The sequence below is a fragment of the Paenibacillus sp. Y301 genome, from assembly GCF_059445505.1.
In genome coordinates, this window is record NZ_JCAIUL010000008.1 from 209,301 (window position 1) to 226,298 (window position 16,998).

The 16,998-nt window shown below is 40.4% G+C and carries 19 protein-coding genes; 5 read left to right on the top strand and 14 right to left on the bottom strand.

Features of this window, described 5'->3' with window-relative positions; all coding sequences use genetic code 11:
- The first annotated feature begins 47 nt into the window (after nucleotides 1-47).
- The gene (locus AC1D69_RS15680; RefSeq protein ID WP_495457077.1) at nucleotides 48-362 is read left to right on the top strand and encodes a retropepsin-like aspartic protease; all 315 of its coding nucleotides are present in this window, start codon (nucleotides 48-50) and stop codon (nucleotides 360-362) included.
- Between the two features lie 341 nt (nucleotides 363-703).
- Here the strand turns inward: AC1D69_RS15680 and AC1D69_RS15685 are convergent, their stop codons facing one another.
- Nucleotides 704-1,492: an ABC transporter permease gene (locus AC1D69_RS15685; RefSeq protein ID WP_495457078.1), complete on the bottom strand. Its 789-nt coding sequence runs from the start codon at nucleotides 1,490-1,492 to the stop codon at nucleotides 704-706.
- A 15-nt stretch (nucleotides 1,493-1,507) separates the two neighbouring features.
- A complete protein-coding gene (locus tag AC1D69_RS15690) occupies nucleotides 1,508-2,437 on the bottom strand; it encodes an ATP-binding cassette domain-containing protein (protein ID WP_495457079.1) in 930 nt (309 codons plus the stop codon).
- 143 nt (nucleotides 2,438-2,580) lie between these two features.
- Between AC1D69_RS15690 and AC1D69_RS15695 the strand changes: the two genes are divergently transcribed.
- Nucleotides 2,581-3,039: a MarR family winged helix-turn-helix transcriptional regulator gene (locus AC1D69_RS15695; RefSeq protein ID WP_495457080.1), complete on the top strand. Its 459-nt coding sequence runs from the start codon at nucleotides 2,581-2,583 to the stop codon at nucleotides 3,037-3,039.
- A 400-nt stretch (nucleotides 3,040-3,439) separates the two neighbouring features.
- Here the strand turns inward: AC1D69_RS15695 and rlmD are convergent, their stop codons facing one another.
- The 4 genes from rlmD to AC1D69_RS15715 form a co-directional block, all read right to left on the bottom strand.
- The gene (gene rlmD, locus AC1D69_RS15700; protein WP_495457081.1) at nucleotides 3,440-4,900 is read right to left on the bottom strand and encodes a 23S rRNA (uracil(1939)-C(5))-methyltransferase RlmD; all 1,461 of its coding nucleotides are present in this window, start codon (nucleotides 4,898-4,900) and stop codon (nucleotides 3,440-3,442) included.
- 71 nt (nucleotides 4,901-4,971) lie between these two features.
- Nucleotides 4,972-5,859 carry a diacylglycerol kinase gene (locus AC1D69_RS15705; protein ID WP_495457082.1) on the bottom strand — a complete coding sequence of 296 codons (888 nt, stop codon included), beginning with the start codon at nucleotides 5,857-5,859 and terminating at the stop codon, nucleotides 4,972-4,974.
- A gap of 20 nt (nucleotides 5,860-5,879) precedes the next feature.
- On the bottom strand, nucleotides 5,880-6,650 hold the full coding sequence (locus tag AC1D69_RS15710; protein ID WP_495457083.1) for a sirohydrochlorin chelatase: 771 nt from the start codon (nucleotides 6,648-6,650) through the stop codon (nucleotides 5,880-5,882).
- A 1-nt stretch (nucleotide 6,651) separates the two neighbouring features.
- The gene (locus AC1D69_RS15715; RefSeq protein WP_068661038.1) at nucleotides 6,652-6,942 is read right to left on the bottom strand and encodes a YerC/YecD family TrpR-related protein; all 291 of its coding nucleotides are present in this window, start codon (nucleotides 6,940-6,942) and stop codon (nucleotides 6,652-6,654) included.
- A 300-nt stretch (nucleotides 6,943-7,242) separates the two neighbouring features.
- On the opposite strand from AC1D69_RS15715, the gene AC1D69_RS15720 reads away from it, so the two are divergent.
- Nucleotides 7,243-7,803, top strand: a complete 561-nt coding sequence (locus AC1D69_RS15720; RefSeq protein WP_495457084.1) for a tyrosine protein kinase — start codon at nucleotides 7,243-7,245, stop codon at nucleotides 7,801-7,803.
- Between the two features lie 69 nt (nucleotides 7,804-7,872).
- On the opposite strand, the gene corA is transcribed toward AC1D69_RS15720, so the two are convergent.
- From corA to AC1D69_RS15740, 4 genes are all read right to left on the bottom strand, one after another.
- Nucleotides 7,873-8,832, bottom strand: coding sequence for a magnesium/cobalt transporter CorA (corA, locus tag AC1D69_RS15725; protein ID WP_495457085.1), 960 nt, complete (start codon nucleotides 8,830-8,832; stop codon nucleotides 7,873-7,875).
- 117 nt (nucleotides 8,833-8,949) lie between these two features.
- Nucleotides 8,950-9,939: an inorganic phosphate transporter gene (locus tag AC1D69_RS15730; protein WP_495457086.1), complete on the bottom strand. Its 990-nt coding sequence runs from the start codon at nucleotides 9,937-9,939 to the stop codon at nucleotides 8,950-8,952.
- 14 nt (nucleotides 9,940-9,953) lie between these two features.
- On the bottom strand, nucleotides 9,954-10,568 hold the full coding sequence (locus AC1D69_RS15735; RefSeq protein WP_495457087.1) for a DUF47 domain-containing protein: 615 nt from the start codon (nucleotides 10,566-10,568) through the stop codon (nucleotides 9,954-9,956).
- Nucleotides 10,569-10,762: 194 nt separating this feature from the next.
- Nucleotides 10,763-11,836, bottom strand: coding sequence for a DUF3048 domain-containing protein (locus AC1D69_RS15740; RefSeq protein ID WP_495457088.1), 1,074 nt, complete (start codon nucleotides 11,834-11,836; stop codon nucleotides 10,763-10,765).
- A gap of 236 nt (nucleotides 11,837-12,072) precedes the next feature.
- On the opposite strand from AC1D69_RS15740, the gene AC1D69_RS15745 reads away from it, so the two are divergent.
- Nucleotides 12,073-12,597: a DoxX family protein gene (locus tag AC1D69_RS15745; protein ID WP_495457089.1), complete on the top strand. Its 525-nt coding sequence runs from the start codon at nucleotides 12,073-12,075 to the stop codon at nucleotides 12,595-12,597.
- Between the two features lie 125 nt (nucleotides 12,598-12,722).
- On the opposite strand, the gene AC1D69_RS15750 is transcribed toward AC1D69_RS15745, so the two are convergent.
- The 3 genes from AC1D69_RS15750 to AC1D69_RS15760 form a co-directional block, all read right to left on the bottom strand.
- Complete coding sequence (locus AC1D69_RS15750) at nucleotides 12,723-13,502, bottom strand: DODA-type extradiol aromatic ring-opening family dioxygenase (protein WP_495457090.1); 780 nt, start codon at nucleotides 13,500-13,502, stop codon at nucleotides 12,723-12,725.
- Between the two features lie 93 nt (nucleotides 13,503-13,595).
- Complete coding sequence (locus tag AC1D69_RS15755) at nucleotides 13,596-14,426, bottom strand: alpha/beta hydrolase (RefSeq protein WP_495457091.1); 831 nt, start codon at nucleotides 14,424-14,426, stop codon at nucleotides 13,596-13,598.
- Nucleotides 14,427-14,559: 133 nt separating this feature from the next.
- The gene (locus tag AC1D69_RS15760; RefSeq protein WP_495457092.1) at nucleotides 14,560-14,772 is read right to left on the bottom strand and encodes a hypothetical protein; all 213 of its coding nucleotides are present in this window, start codon (nucleotides 14,770-14,772) and stop codon (nucleotides 14,560-14,562) included.
- Nucleotides 14,773-14,956: 184 nt separating this feature from the next.
- Between AC1D69_RS15760 and AC1D69_RS15765 the strand changes: the two genes are divergently transcribed.
- Entirely contained in the window at nucleotides 14,957-15,649 is a 693-nt protein-coding gene (locus tag AC1D69_RS15765; RefSeq protein ID WP_495457093.1) for a DUF1129 family protein, read from the top strand.
- A 252-nt stretch (nucleotides 15,650-15,901) separates the two neighbouring features.
- On the opposite strand, the gene AC1D69_RS15770 is transcribed toward AC1D69_RS15765, so the two are convergent.
- A complete protein-coding gene (locus AC1D69_RS15770) occupies nucleotides 15,902-16,807 on the bottom strand; it encodes a DMT family transporter (RefSeq protein ID WP_495457094.1) in 906 nt (301 codons plus the stop codon).
- Nucleotides 16,808-16,998 lie beyond the last annotated feature (191 nt).

Genomic DNA, 16,998 nt, shown 5'->3' on the forward strand with positions numbered 1-16,998 from the left:
ATTTCCCCATCTGCCAGATCACAAATCGGATTACGAAGTTATATTTAGTGGTTGATACTGGCGCTGCATACTCCCTTTTATCCTCTGATATTGTATCTGAACTAGGCATTAAATTCGAAAATGGCGATAAACTTGTTCGGAGTTTTGGGATCGGTGGAGACGAATACACTTTTCAAAAACAGCTTGATCAGATCCAAATAAGCGATTTTATCATGGAAGGCATCCCTATTGATTTTGGTGTTTTTCATGATGATATTAATTACATTAATGGCCTCATCGGTCTAGACATCCTTAAGAATGGCAACATGGTCATTGATCTTCATCGGATGGAGATGTATCCGGCAAGCCTCAATCACGATTAAAATAGGGACGTGAATAGCTTACGTCCCTATTTCTTCCCCAACTCCTCTATGCACTCAAAAAAACCTTTGTTCAGTATAATAACCCTCTGCTACAAAACCGTGGTCCCCTCAATATTTGACTCAACTTTTTCTATCACAACTTTATTACAATCTGAATAATGTCTTGATATCAAAATAGAGGAAAGGCTTGATGGCACTGGGTTTGACCCCCACCCCCATATCCATTCATCCGATCCTCAATGTTATCATTAGTTTATTCAAATTCCTCACCAATAAACCGTCCATATTCGTTTTCAATGTTTATGTGCTAGAATCCCTCTTTGACGCTACCAATTAGATTTCTAAATTTTTTCATTATATATTTTAACTGTAATTGGAGCGATAATCAGAACCATTAGCACACCGATGATGATAGTCATTAATACATTTGAAGTGAATTCTCCATGGTTGGCTAAATCTTTAAACGCCGTGACCAAATAAGTAACAGGATTATGTTCAGCTACTCTTTGCAAAAAGGTAGGTAGCGTATCAATAGGCACGAAGGCATTGGATAAAAACGACATCATCATTGTGACCATTGTCGAAATACTAGAGATCGTTGATGCAGATTTGGATAGCAAACCAATTAATGCAAACACCCAACTGATTGCGCATGCACCAAAAATAACCAATAGTGAAGCAACGATTAGCCAACCAAACCCTGCTTCGGGACGCCACCCAAGAATAAAACCCGTACCAATCGAGAAAAAAGCTGCCATGATATATCGCAAAATATCAGAAACCACTAAACCAGCTAATGGGGCAATCCGTACAATGGGTAGTGACTTGAAACGATCAAAAACACCTGTATCCAAATCTTCTCGTAATTGTGTACCTGTTGCTGATGACGACATGACCAGTGTTTGAATCAAAATCCCTGGTACGATGATGGGTAAGTATCCTTCTACTCCGCCAGCAATTGCACCTCCAAACAAATAAGAAAAGACGATCATGAAGAAAATGGGTATCACAGTTACATCAATCAATTTATCGGGATTATGTTTAATTTTCAGTATATTTCTTTTTGCCATTACTAAAATATCAACCATGGTACTTTTTAAGTTGTTTTGCTTACTTATCATTGATTCCATATTGATCTCCCCTTATTATTTCGTTAATTCCAAAAACACTTCATCAAGCGTTGGCTTTCTCACCGAAAAATCTTTGATTTCAATATCTTGCTGGGTCAAACATAAAAGTAATTTCGTCATGACTTTTGTGTCTGCCAACTTAACGATTAATTTGGTTCCTTCGGGTGAAAATATTGCTTCTTGCGCGATTTCTGTCTTGATTAGTTCCTTGGTTCTTTCAACATCCTTCATATGTTCCAGAGTAATTTCAAAATGAGTCTCACTTAACATCGACTTTAATTCATTTGGAGTTCCCTGAGAAATGATTCTTCCATGATTTATAATGGCTAGTCGATCTGCTAATTGATCTGCTTCTTCCAAATACTGAGTTGTCAGCAAGATCGTTGCTCCATCACTTGCTAAGCTGCGGATTACTTCCCACATTTCTCCTCGCGTACGTGGATCTAAGCCTGTTGTAGGTTCATCAAGAAAAATGATGGGTGGCTTCACAATTAAACTCACCGATAAATCCAACCGTCTACGCATCCCACCTGAAAATTCACGAATTGGTCGATCCTTTGCTTCAGTTAATGAAAACTGATTGAGAAGTTCAAGAGCCCGCGCTTTGGATTGGCTCGTAGATAAACCATTCAATTGGCCAAAAATTTTCAAGTTTTCCATAGCAGTCAATTCCTCATCAACTGTTGCATATTGACCCGTTAAGCCAATTAGGCTCCGAATAGTTCGAGCTTCCTTTGTGACATCTTTACCAAAAATCAAGGCTTTGCCTCCCGAAACTTTTGTAATCGTTGCAAGCATTCGTAAGAAAGTTGTCTTTCCTGCACCATTCGGACCTAGAATGCCGAAGATCTCTCCCTTTTTTATATCCAAAGAAATACCATCGACTGCTCGTTTGTTAGGAAACTCTTTAACGAGCTCTTTTGTTGAAACAGCTAGCTCTGTCATCTTGTTTTCTCCTTTGCAATTTAATAAGGTACCCTTACTAATAATATAAGGTACCCTTACTAAATTGTCAACACCCTTATTTGAATTACTTCGGTAACCTGATAAAATAGAGGTGTACTAAGAAAAGTTGAGGGGAAATTATCATGGATGAAAAGCAATTGAATATTGATATAACAAATAATTTCATGAATTTTAGTGATTTACTTACGCTGTTCCTAAAAGAGAGTATGCTTAAAGGCAAAGCGTTTAGTGTTGTAAATCGAGGGCAAGGGAAAATATTGAGCATCCTTCATCAAACTCCTAATATTTCTCAAAAAGATTTAGTCAGTCAATTAGATATGCGACCACAATCTGCTTCTGAAATTATTAAAAAGCTTGAAAAAAAGGGATTCATCGAGCGGTATAAATCTGAAGAAGATCAACGCGTTATGATGATTACTTTAACTAAAGCCGGCAAAGTGGTTATAAATCAAAATGGAGATTTTCAGCCAGTATTTTTAAGTAATTTAACGATTGAGGAAAAACAACAATTTAATCATATTTTAGAAAAACTTTTAGCAGATATTAAACCCGAAGTCGCTAAATTTCGAAACAATCCTTAAGGTAGGTAAATCCATGAAATTGCAGTTGCTGGATCAGTTGCATTGGCATTTCATCATCCCATTATGGTCAACATGATCGAAGAACACCGTAAGATCTGCGTTTCAGCCCGATCATCCCATCAAAACCAAAAAAAAAATCCTGTTCGCATATCGCGGACGGGATTTTACTTACAGCTAGCTTCACGCCGGCAAGCCGAGTGAATGAATGTATTTTTTATCAATGATATCTATGAGCATTCACTTTCTTCCCAAGCAAGACTAATGACATACTAGTATCCTTTCATACCGGTCAAGAGAAAATAGCCATCGGATGGAGATGTATCCGGCAAGCCTCAATCACGATTAAAATAGGGACGTGAATAGCTCACGTCCCCATTTCGTCCCCAACTCCTCTATTCACTCACTCAAAACCCTGATAGATCAAGGAACAAACCGTTTCGATATGTGTCGTATGCGGGAACATATCCACCGGTTGCACTTCCACCGTCTTATACCCGCCATCTTCTAGTACGCGTAGATCACGCGCTAACGTTGAGGGGTTACAGCTCACATACACTACCCGCTCCGGCTGCATGGAAAGGATTGTCTCTAGCAAGCGTGAATCGCATCCTTTACGCGGTGGATCAACAACGATCACGTCTGGGGTGATGCCTTGCTCTTTCCATCGCGGGATCACATCTTCGGATGCGCCAACTTCGAATTCAACATTGTTCATGCCGTTCAGTTCAGCATTGGCCCGGGCATCTTCAATGGCTTCAGGGACAATCTCCACGCCATAGACTTGCTTCGCATGCTGAGCTAAGAATAGTGAGATTGTACCAATACCACAATAAGCATCTATCACGGTTTCGGCTCCAGTTAATCCTGCATAATCTAACGTCTTCCCGTACAATACTTCGGTCTGTACTGGATTGACTTGATAGAACGAACGAGCTGAGATTGCAAATTTCACATCACCGATATAATCGTAAATGACTTCTTTTCCCCACAGGACTCTTGTCTTGTCTCCGAAGATAACATTGGTCTGTTGGGTATTCACATTATGGCAAATACTCGTCACAGATGGCATTGCCTTCGTGATTTCAGCAATCCATGTATCTACGTTTGGAATCTTCGCTCCATTCGTAACTAAGACAACCATCATTTCGCCGGTACGAAAAGCAACTTTGACAACGACATGTCGAAGTAAGCCTTGTCCTGTTTCTTCATCGTATGCCGTGATACCTAGCTTACGACCGATCGCTTTGACATGTGCCACAATCTCATCATTATTCTCATGTTGAATGAGACAAGCCTCCATGTCGATAATTCGATGGCTTCCTTTGGCATAGAAACCACCCACAAGCCCACCATCCATTACACCGATAGGTACTTGAGCTTTATTACGGTAACGCCATGGTTCACTCATACCTAGTGTAGGAAGAACTGTAATCCCTTGTCCATCGTTATCACGGTCTGCACTTACCTCTAACTTTCCAATCCGTACTAAATTGTCTACGACTAATTGTCGTTTCCATCCTAATTGAGCTGTATAGTCCATATGCTGAAGTTGGCATCCGCCACATTTGTCATAGATCGGACAAGGTGCCGCAATGCGATCTGGGCTCTGCTGAACGATATCCATAAGTTTCGCATAACCATATTGTTTCTTGGTCTTGAGTACCTTCACACGAACTGACTCCCCAGGGAGCGCGCCCTGCACAAAAAGGGTATAGCCTTCTGTACGGCCTACCCCTTCTCCGTCATGGTTCATGCCGATGATGTCGATAATGACTTCATCATTCTTAGATACCGGCAATCCGATCAATGGAGTGGGATTGCTACGGCGATCGGATTGCCGACCGCTACGGTGTTTTTTCATGATGCTATATTCACTTCTTTCCTTAATCTTCTCAACATATATGTGTTAACTCATCCCTAGGATAAGATTTCTTATGATCCCGCAAATATTCGAATATGCTGTTTCAACATCGAGAATGTTCCTGGCAATGAACCCCCAAGCTCACCGTCAAGGTTCAACAGCACTTCACCAGGTGAAGTAACTTCCATATAATCCGTTTGGAAATGGATCACTTTCTTATCGTTCAGATGTTCTCCACGTAGCGCCATACTCACGACACGAACAAATTCAGCCAAATTACAATTCTTCAGTGCAATAACATCAAATAGTCCATCATCAATACGTGCACCTGGCGCTAGCTTCTCGAACCCACCTACAGAATTGGTATTGGCAATAAGAAACAACATAAATTCGTCGTGAAGATCCTCTTGCCCATTGGCCTTAATGAAGAGTTCTTGTGGAGATAGACTGACCATCTTCTCGATCCCTTTTAGATAATAAGCAAGTTGTCCAATTAATGTCTTAAGCTTACTGGGAACATCATATGTTAATTCCGTTAGTGTTCCACCACCTGCAATATTAATAAAGTATCGATCGTTCGCTTTCCCTACATCAATAGGTCGTGTCTCTTGTCTTACAATCAGATCACAGTAGTCTTCCCAATTCTTAGAAATACCAAGGCCACGAGCGAAATCGTTAGTAGTTCCGAGCGGAAATAAACCTAGTGGTGGAAGACTCTCCTTACCAGCCATCCCATTAACCACTTCATACAACGTACCATCACCACCCGCGGCAATGATCATATCATATCCCCGTTCAACAGCATCCGAGGCTTCACGGGTAGCATCTCCCTCTCCCGTAGTAGCATGGACAGAAGTCTCAATTCCACCTTGGTCAAGACGTTGCAATATATCGGCAAGCCTTTTTTTCATTTCCTCACGACCTGAGGTAGGGTTATATATTAATCTTGCTCTCTTCATTCGAGATACGCCACCTGTTATCATAATTTTAACTGTTCTAACATGGCATGTACCTGTTGTCCTATCCATTGAGATAACAGAGGATGTGGTAACAGTGCCTGACCTGAATAACGATACGATAGTTCCTTAAGTCTTTCCGGAATAACATGTCGAGTGAAATACCCCTCGCTCAAAAAAAGAGGAGCCACAATAACATTATAGCCATATTCTCTCTGCCAGTATTCCGTACGTTCTTGCACAGAATTGGGATTCAGTAGTGCATAATCCACGGAAGCCACTCCGCTAATCGCCTTTACTTTGACCGCAAGAGAAGATATTCCTTTCTCCCAACGCTCTTTGAACCCTTGATAAATGCTTCCATGACCTACTAAAAGAATCATATCTCGGTCACTATCTATAGAAAGATGGCGTACCTTATCCCACACCATTTGTGCGACAACCGTATCATCATCCATAGGAACTCCATAATGTATATTAGCACGAACGTGATAAGGTTCCAGATCCGTATCGCAATCTGCTGTCTCTTTCACACCTAGTGCGTAAGCAATTTCGTCAACATGAGTACTACCCGAGGAGATAAAGAGGGGAATGACGATAATATCTGTTACACCTTGTTCTTCGAGCAGATTAATTCCATCTTGAATCAATCTGCCCTCCACAATCTCCAAGAAGGAAACCGCCACAGGAATTGATTCCTGCGGCGGCAACTGATTCACAGCTTCATCCACCAGATTTACCCACGAAGGCTCTCTCGAACCATGACTGATGATTAATATACCTGGTTTAAACATATTATCGCCCTAAACGTTCCAATGACATTTTATATCCATCATTACCATAATTCAAACAACGCTTAACACGGGAGATAGTAGCTGTACTCGCACCTGTCTCAGCTTCTATTTGATTATACGTAGATCCTTTTCCTAACATACGTGCTACTTCCAAACGCTGAGAGAGTGATTGAATTTCATTCACTGTACACAGATCGTCGAAAAAAACATAGCACTCCTCAACATTCTTAAGCGTCAATATCGCTTCAAACAACTGATCAACACTCTTATCATTTAACTTCTTTAGTTGCACCGCTAATCATCCTCTACTATTACTATGTAACCTCATTGTACTGTAGTCGAAGCAGTCTTTTCAAGCATTAACGATTTCCCGCAGTAGAGAAGTGAGCCATCAATCATAAATATGGATACTTATTTGATAAGGAATAGCTCTCTTCTGCACCACTATATCATTATTATTCTAGCATATTCATCGAGCTAGGCATATGCCCATTTCCGCTCCTATCTCGGGTAATGGGGGCATTCGTCCATACTTAATGTTCGCCTATCACATACAGTATTGTAAACCAATCTGAAAAGGAAAGTGATAATCATGGCTGAGCATTACCATCGTAGTTCTCCGAGCAACCAGCGTTCACTCGGTCCTTTCTCTTCGTCTTCATATACTAATCCATACCCTGGTATTGATTCCTTAGGTGATGTCCCTCAACTTGAATCATCTAGCTTATCTCCATTTCAAGGCGGTGGATTGAACGGATTAGCTGCGGCTGATCTAATTGACTCTACAGCTGCATCAACAGCCATCGTTCCCGCCGCGACAGCAGCTGCTAAGACAGGATTCTCTTTAGCAAATATTGGTGAACTCAAAGGTGTAATCGACAGAATGGGAGGTATTGATGGGATCGTAAGTTCAATGGGGAAATTCCAGAAGGTCATGACGAGTGTGCAACAAATGGCTCCAATGATCAAGCTAATGATGGGCTCCTTCGGTAAAGGTAAGACCAAAAGCACTCCCGAAGACGATGAGGCTATTTATTATCGGCCCCGTAAACGTAAACGCAAGAAATCCTCCTCAACTACGAAGCGTAAGACGACTCCAAGTAAAAAAACAACGAAGCAGACATCTGCTAAGAAGACCAAGAAGAAATCCTAAATCTAATCTCATGAACACATTCTTCGTTCGCCGTTGTTAAGAGTGCCACAGCTAATGTGAGCACTCTTATTATTTAAACCAACCGCGGCGAATGAACCACATCACCATGCCCCCACCTAGTAAGAACATTACTGCCATCACGATAGCGTAGCCATATCTCCAATCGAGTTCAGGCATATGAACGAAATTCATACCATAAATACCTGCAATTAAAGTCAAAGGCATAAAGATGACTGTAATAACTGTCAGTGTCTTCATGATCGCATTCATGCGATTAGAGTTAAGCGAGATATAACTATCACGTAAATCTGAGGTCATTTCTCGATCAGCCTCAATCATGTCTGCTAATTTCAGTAAGTGGTCATAAATATCGGCAAAATATACCTTATGCTCACTACTGCTCTGCACATGTTGAGAATTAATAATTCGGTACATAAGATCTCGCATCGGAACAATCGTCCTTCTTAACTTCAACAAGCGTCCTCTTAGAGCAAATACTTGATTCATTAATTCTTCCACCGATTCATCCTTGCCTTGATTCTCAATCTCTGCTAATTCATCTTCAATACTGTATAACGTAGGAAAGTATCGATCAACCATCATATCAATTAATGTATACGCACACGCAATTGGCCCTCTAGCCCATACTTTACGATTGTGAGCATTCTGAATAACTTGTGCCCATGCCTCGTCAACCTCTGGCAACTCCCGGTGATGGAAGGATACGATCATTTGTTGATTCAGGAATAGATCCACTTCTTCTGCTTGTAACGTATCTGGGTTGAGTGCATGGAGAACTAGAAACTGTATATCATCGTAGAAATCCAGCTTGGGACGTTGTAATACGAGCATACAATCCTCGACAGCCAATGGATGGAACTGAAAATAGGTATCTAGTAGTGCTGATTCTTCTAGGGTTGGTGCGTTGAAATCCGTCCAAATCCAAGCGTAGTCTTCCATCCGAATCTCTTCCAATGGAATTCCGACTTTCACCTCATGTGAATGGGTAATCGCAAGTGTCCTAATCATAATTTAAAGACTTCCTCTCTAAAAACGCTAACCTTATGATACAAAAAAAGCCAACCTTCATTGATTGGCCACTTCTACCCCAGTATGTCTCTATAGTTGATCTAAAGGCTGTATAGTTTAGAATAAAATCTTGTAAATAATTCCTGCTAACACTCCCGAAATAGGAATTGTGATGAACCATGTGATGACTATCCGCCCTGCAAGCGACCACTTCACTTCAGATACACGTTTAGCACTACCAACACCTAATAAAGCTGATGTAATGGCATGTGTTGTACTTACTGGCATGTGAAGAACCGTAGCAGTCAATATAACCGAAGCTCCAGTCATATCTGCTGCAAATCCATTAATGGGTTCGATTTTAAAGATTTTAGTTCCCATCGTTTTAATAATTTTCCATCCACCAATGGATGTACCAAGCGCCATTGCTGTAGCTGCTGATAATTTAACCCATAGTGGTACTTCAAATGTGTCAAGCCTTCCTGATGTGACTAGAGCAAATGTGATAATCCCCATCGCTTTCTGTGCATCATTCGTACCATGGGTGAAGGATTGAGCGGCTGCCGTGATCACTTGTACCGAACGGAAACCTTTATTTACGGTATGAGGACTCTTCTTCGCAAATATCCATTTCAAGAGCGTCATAATAATATAACCAATGGCGAATGCAATGATTGGAGAAAAGATAAGTACCAGAACAATACTAATAAATCCTTCCCACTTCACATTACTAGCCCCAGCTCCTACCAGTACCGCTCCTGCTAATGCACCTATCAATGCATGTGATGAGGAGGACGGAATACCGAACCACCATGTCAATAAGTTCCAGATAATCGCAGCGAGTAGAGTCGCAATGACAACCTCAATCCCGTTATCTAGAGTGTTGGGGTCAGCAATACTACCCCCGATGGTTTTGGCTACACCAGTAAACAAAATAGCACCAAGGAAATTCATACATGCGGCCATTATGATTGCTACTCTCGGCTTCAACGCACGAGTGGAGACTGAAGTTGCTATGGCATTAGCTGTATCATGAAATCCATTGATGAAATCGAATGCTAGTGCTAGAAAGATGACGATACTTAAAACGAAAAATGACGTTTCCATGTTTTGTAAACCCCTTATGAATTGCTCATAATAATCGATTCCAGCATATTGGCCACATCTTCACATGTGTCCGTAGTTTGTTCTAGACGTTCGTAAATTTCCTTTTTCTTGATCAATTCGATCGGGTCACTAACCGTTGCAAATAGATGTTTTATACAAATACGCAGTAAATCATCGCCTTGGTTCTCTAGATCATTCAAACGAATCGTATATTCTCGAATAGCAAGAAGCTTCTTTTGAGACAACAAATGAATGGCCTTTTGAATCTCATAAGCGGATTGACGAAGAATTTCTGCGAACTGAATAATATACTCGTCTGGTTCAAGCAGATTATACATGTAGAATCTAGATACCGTAGCTTCCATTCCATCCATAACATCGTCCAAGCTTGAGGTCAGTGCTAAGATATCATCCCGATCAATCGGCGTAATAAACGTCTTATTGAGCTCCTTAATAATCGTATGAGTATACTCATCACACTGTGTTTCGTACTTCTTCATGTCACTTGCAAACAAATCAACATCGGCAAATTTCGACACGTTTAGTGCAAAATAATCAGCAGCTTGTACAATTGTATCTGCCATATTCTCCATCGTTTCGAAAAAAATGTCTTTTTTCTTCAATTTCATTTGATTGCTCCTCTACTGAAATATCCCCTTAGATGTGTCAATTTACAAGACATCCTTTGCTATCTTACCATAACCCCTAACCCCTTTGTAAAGTCGATCTCTATATGCATTTTCATACTTAGCCATGATTTATATGATTTACTAAAAAATAACACAAACGCCCTAATATTTAACTCAATATTTGCCTCTTAATCCTAATTCTGTGTTGCATTAGATATCGTTACATGGTTCTCAAGACTAGGGTCATTAGGCACGATATTTATGTACGTGGTACCTGAGACCAATGGAATCTCTTTGCCGTCCTTCATAAATCGAATGACATCACCTTTTTCATGAACCCAATTCCCTTTTATAAGGGTACCCTTTTGAAAGATTAGTGCATCTCCACCTGAGTTAATATCGACCGAGATACGTCCAACATCATCAAGCACTTCGTGATCCGCGCTCATCACAATCACATTAGCTGTTTCTAATTGCTTATCATTTGTAAGATCTAAGTGTGGTTTACCATCAATGGAACGTTTGTAAAGCTTATTCGTGTCATCATATTCATAAGAAACGACATAATTTTTGAGCAAAAAAGTAATGTCTACTTTTGTAGCATGCTCACCTGATATAATTTCATTCTCAGAACGAAATGGGTAGGTCGGTATTTTTACTTCTTTTTCATAATTAAGTTTATCTGCACCTGCACGTAGCTTGGTTATATTAGAATATAAATTATGTGGAGCTTTCCGACTTTTATCTCTCCAGAAAAAGGCACCTGCTTTACCAATCTCGTCGAGATCTTCCTTCTTCTGTTTCTGAATGATCGAATACGCATCTGGGCTGCCACCGGCATGTACTAATAGGCCGTTATAGAGTTCCCCCAATTCAATGAGATAAGGTCTAATACTTCGTATGGGACCAATCGTGACCTCATCATTGTGACTTTGATAAATAGCGACTAGCCTCGTAATGCCACCCTCTGCTAATACTTCATAGACCATATCCGCTTGACTTAGCCCTGACTGGGGCCTAGCTGCCGGAGCATTATTAACCATTACAGTTAACGGACGGACATTCGAAGGTTCTTTTATAGATAACCCCGTAAGTGGAGCAATATATTCTAACTTAGGTGTAATAGGTTCGGCCGGAGGCGTCTCTTCTACAATGGCGGGTTCTGCTACAGGAGGTGCTTCAGCCTCTGGCTTAGAATTAGCGCATGATGAAAGAGTAAGTACTATTAATAGCATAGTAAGTAAGTATGTCAACTTTGATTGATGCATGGATGTATGATCCTCCTTGTATATGATTCTTCCATTTAATCACAAAGTTCGTCATTTGTCTTTCTTCATCCGTACAAATTAACCCATTATTTGCTTCAGATTTAATTATCTTAATATATATTTTAAATTTGTGATTTAAATCACACCTTTTGTGATTTTTTTCACATATAATAAAGACATAGAAGATGATCATCTTTCAAAAGAAACTACATCCAAAACTGAGGAGTGACTATATTATGTTTAACAATTGGCTAAGAACTAACAAAGTTGCAGCATGGATCCTTACCTTCGTTCGTCTCTATCTAGGGTATACATGGGTAAAAGGTGGCCTACATAAATTAACTGGTGGCTTCGATGCCGGAGGATTCCTCCAAGGGGCAATAGCAAAGAGTACAGGTGAGAATCCTAGCGTTCAAGGTTGGTGGGCAGCATTCTTAGAACATGCAGCATTACCTGGTGTTAAATTCTTCAACGTCTTAATTCCATTAGGAGAGACTTTAGTTGGACTAGGACTTATCTTAGGTGTATTCACCACATTCGCTGCACTTATGGCACTGGTTATGAATGCCGCCTTCCTGCTCTCGGGTACAGTAAGTACGAACGTTCAAATGTTATTGATGGAATGCTTCATCGTCGTCGCTGCTGCTAACGGAGGTCGTATCGGATTAGATCGTTGGGTGCTCCCTTATCTTCGCAGTCTATTTCATAAACAAGACACCAACAAAGTCACTCAATTCAGACCCAAAGAAGCTCTACGCTAAAATGTTATATGATAAATATAACTGTCAGTATCCCTCATTAAAAATACCCACAATTTGAACACTAATCGTGATCAAGTTGTGGGTATCTTTTTTGTTTACTGCATCATTCTATTAGTACGCATGTACTATGAACCGAACATCCAACAGTTCAGACTAAGGTTGCCATATTGATATTCTTGAAATAGTCGTTTAGCTTTGCGTTCATCATCCGCCGCTCCCATCGCGTAGAACAATGGAATAAAGTGTTCTATTCCATAGGGTGGGACAGCTTGTTCTGCATATGGTGCTTTGTGCCGATAAGCGAATAACGATTTCAAATCCCATTCTTCGAGTTCCTCAGCTATCCAATGATCGAACTCAACTGCCCATTCATCCGTCTGTGCTCCCTCACTTATCGTTCGTAAGTTATGAACAATTCCACCACTACCAATAATAAGTACATCCTCTTTACGAAGTTCCGCAAGCATTGCACCGATATTATATTGTTCCTGGGGTGACCGTTTTGAATCGACAGATAACTCAATAACAGGAATATTAGCTTCGGGATATAACTTCTGGAGAATAACCCAGACTCCATGGTCGAGTCCACGACCTTGAATGGGAGTATATTTCAAATTGTTTTTTTTAAATAATTCATCTATTCGCTTGTTTAATTCAGGATCACCTTGAGCAGGATATGTGAGTTCATACATCTCCTCTGGAAATCCATAGAAATCATGCATTGTATTATGAGATATATCCATCGTCATCGACTGACATGGCGTATCCCAGTGTGCTGAAAATACCACAATGGCCTTCGGAGTTCTGAAATGTTGACTTAACCCCTGCAGAAACTGGGCATATTCATGATCCTCCAGAGCTAGCAATGGCGAGCCATGAGCTACAAATAAAGAAGGTATTGTCATTGATAATCAACCTCCACCTACAGTATACATTCCTACTTTATATTCTACCGTTTATGAAGGTATTTTACCAATACTGTCGGATCACCCATATTATCAAATCATCCAGTTCTGCCAGTCTTGTTGGAAACTTTCTTGTTCATTCAGCCATTCTTTTGTCCGATGAAGGAGTTGCTTACGATGAGATCCTGTAGAGAAAGTATGATCTGCTTGAAAAATAATCTCTTTATCACACCGTCCCTCAGAACGCATCCAGAATACTTTCTGGTATAGAAAGGCATAATCAACCGGAATAGAATCGTCCGATGTTCCATGAATTACCAAGACGTTTCCATTAAATTTACCTGCTTGTTGAAAAGGTTGAAACGGTGCTAATGACTCGAAGAAAGCTGGGGTTAACTCATACCCTAAATAATCCGAGAAGCCCGTCTTCACGGCTGTGTCATATATTTCCCGACCTGTGATCTTCACAATATCATTAAATGGATACCCAACAGCTGCCCACAGAACTAGATTCTTAACTCGCCGGTCACGTCCTGCCGTTAGAATGGCCACCGCGCCACCTAGGCTATGTCCAATTAGGGTTACTCGCGTAGGATCCACATCAGCACATGCTAATGTATAATCAAGTACGGCACGTGTCTGGTCAATCATGGATTCTAATCCTTCTTTGCCATATTCGCCCGTGCTTTCGCCACATCCGATATAATCAAATCTAACAACCATATATCCGTCTTCTGACAGTTCTCTTGCAGTCTTCACGAAGAGCCGATCTACTCCGATTCGACTGCCTACAAACCCGTGACAAATAATAACGAGAGGAACTCGTTCTTTACTACGTCCCTCTTTATTTGTTTTGGGAGCCGAATAGTGAATATTAGCTGTAATTTCCTCTTCTTTATGGCGGATTAATATGTGACGTTCCATGCTCATTCCCCCTACTTGTAAAGCGACTTTTCTATATACAAATAAATCCGATAAGTTTAATAAGAATTAACGGATTTATTGTATCATCGCTAAAAAGGGAATGTCAATGGATATTTACACTTTTCAATTCTTGTTATTCATAGCTACGAAGGAACATGTTATAGGTCTCTTTTTTCCCGTCCCAGTTATCGTCCATCGCATTCGTTCCTTGTTCAGAAGGAGCCTCCAACCCATCTTTTATTCCCATTTCTAATGCAAACTCTTCATTTGTCGATGTGATGTTGGTTTGGTCATCCGATAGTTGAGCAGATTTAAAGTTTAGATTGTGACCTTTATAAGCACTCATATAAGCTCCTCCTTTGTTTTCATGCTTGATTTAACTTCTTTATATATTTTGTGGATCAACGGATGCTTTTATACACCTGCACAATATTGACACAAACGCAGTCTTACCATTCCTGGCAACGAGTTCTCCTTGCCAACCATCTTTTCAGTTCATATACTTGAACTAGATAGGGGCGCTAACAAACATGACAATAAAAGCTATGATCAAAGAAAACAATCGCTTAAGAGAGCAGATGACACCTGAGAATAAGGACTACTTCGAGGACGTTGTCGTTTATTTCCGCACATGTAATGTGGATCAGGATCAAGGTGAGAAATTATTAATAGAATTAGCACATCAGCTTCTGGATGCACAAGAGAAGGGGATTACTGCACAACAGTTATTCGGGCCGGATGCCGAACAATATAGTCGCAATAAGGTTAGCAGTTTACCTAAAAGGAAGACTGTAGAGGGTATTCAATACTATGTGATGATTCCTTGGATCGCTTTAAGTTTGTTCTTTTTTATGGAGGCCCTTGTAGGTTTCGTAGCACAACTTGTTGGTGGTTCCATGGATACCTTTAATCGTATCAGTCTTTTATCACTCATTATTATCGCTTTAGGATCCATTCTACTGATTGAGGCTGTTACAAAGTTACTTAATCGTAATGGAGAACCCGAAGAGCAATTCGATCCTCATACAAATAGGAAGCGTGCAACTAAGCCTAGTCTTAATGTGAGAACGATCCTAATTTATATCATTGTAGTGGCTGTCATTATGATGATTGGTTACACATTACGTAACATGTTACCTGTTTTTACAATTCAGCCATGGGTTAGTCTAGCCATTTCCATTGTTGGGCTACTGGGATGGAAATTCATATTTAATCGAAAATAACCCTTCCCACCTAAGTTTTCACAACTAAAAATCATGATATTTGGTATTTTGTGACTTCAATACCTCCTAATTGGGTTAATATATACTATGAAATATACTATGAACCTATCATTGGGAGGCATTTCTAAAAAAATATCCGATCCTAGCCATTCAAATATATAATAAAAAAACCTTCTCTATACACCGCTGACATGGATGCCAGTTGTGTTTAGTGAAGGTTTTTTCCCGTATTCAATATAGATTCGTGGTTTACTAATCTGCTGATAATATCTTCTCTTGCTTCGGCTTATTTTTGCGACTAGCTATGAATACTCCAGTAAGAATAACTACTAACCCCACCAACAGTGTCCATCTAATATGCTCATCTAACAAAGTATATCCCCAGAGAATAGCGGTACAGGGAACAAGATAGGTTACCATCGTTGCAAATTCAGGGCTTCCTTTTTCAACCATGAAATAGAACAAGATATACGCAATACCTGATCCGAATACACCTAATCCAATAATCATCAGGATATTAGATAACGAAGTAAGCTGAGGTATAGAGACCTCTTCCATTGAGAATGCCATGATTCCACTTCCAATCATCGTGCACAACAAGGTTCCTAGGGTCATCTGATACATCGAGTATCCTAAGGTAAGAAGACTCTTGGATAGTTGAGATCCAATCGCATAGCAGAATGTGGCTGCAATCATACACCCGAATCCAATGAGATCTACCGAGATCAATGTCTCCGGATTGATATCCAGTAGAACCATTAGACCTATCGTTGCGATACCTATTCCGAGCCACTGCCTTCGACTCGATACAGATCGGAAGAACAACACCCCCACAATAATGGTCCATACTGGCGTCATTGCGTTTAATACGGATGCCATGCTACTTGGTAAGCGTGTCTCACTGAATGCAATCAGAGCCCATGGAATGGCTGTGTTAATCAACGCCATAATGGTCATCGGGACCCATGAAATCGACCGTAACCTAAATGGTTTCTTTAACCCAAGCATAATACATACAATAACCACTAGGCCGGCACCTGATCTTAAGAAAGCAATGGTCCAAGGTCCAAAATCATGAAGAAGCATTTTGATGAAAAAGAATGATCCACCCCAAATAAGACTAAGCGCGATAAGTGCTAAATATACAAGACGAGACAAAGCTATTCCTTCTTCCTATCACCGTAATCAACATGTCTGCCCCTAAATATACCACGCTACACATGCATCGAGTATCAGGAAATTACATAGACTAGCTTGTTTAATGAATAACCTTCATTACAAAATAATAGTCTCCATAAAGAACAGGGTGCCCCAAAAGCCCATGAACAGCTCTTAGGACACCCTTTTTC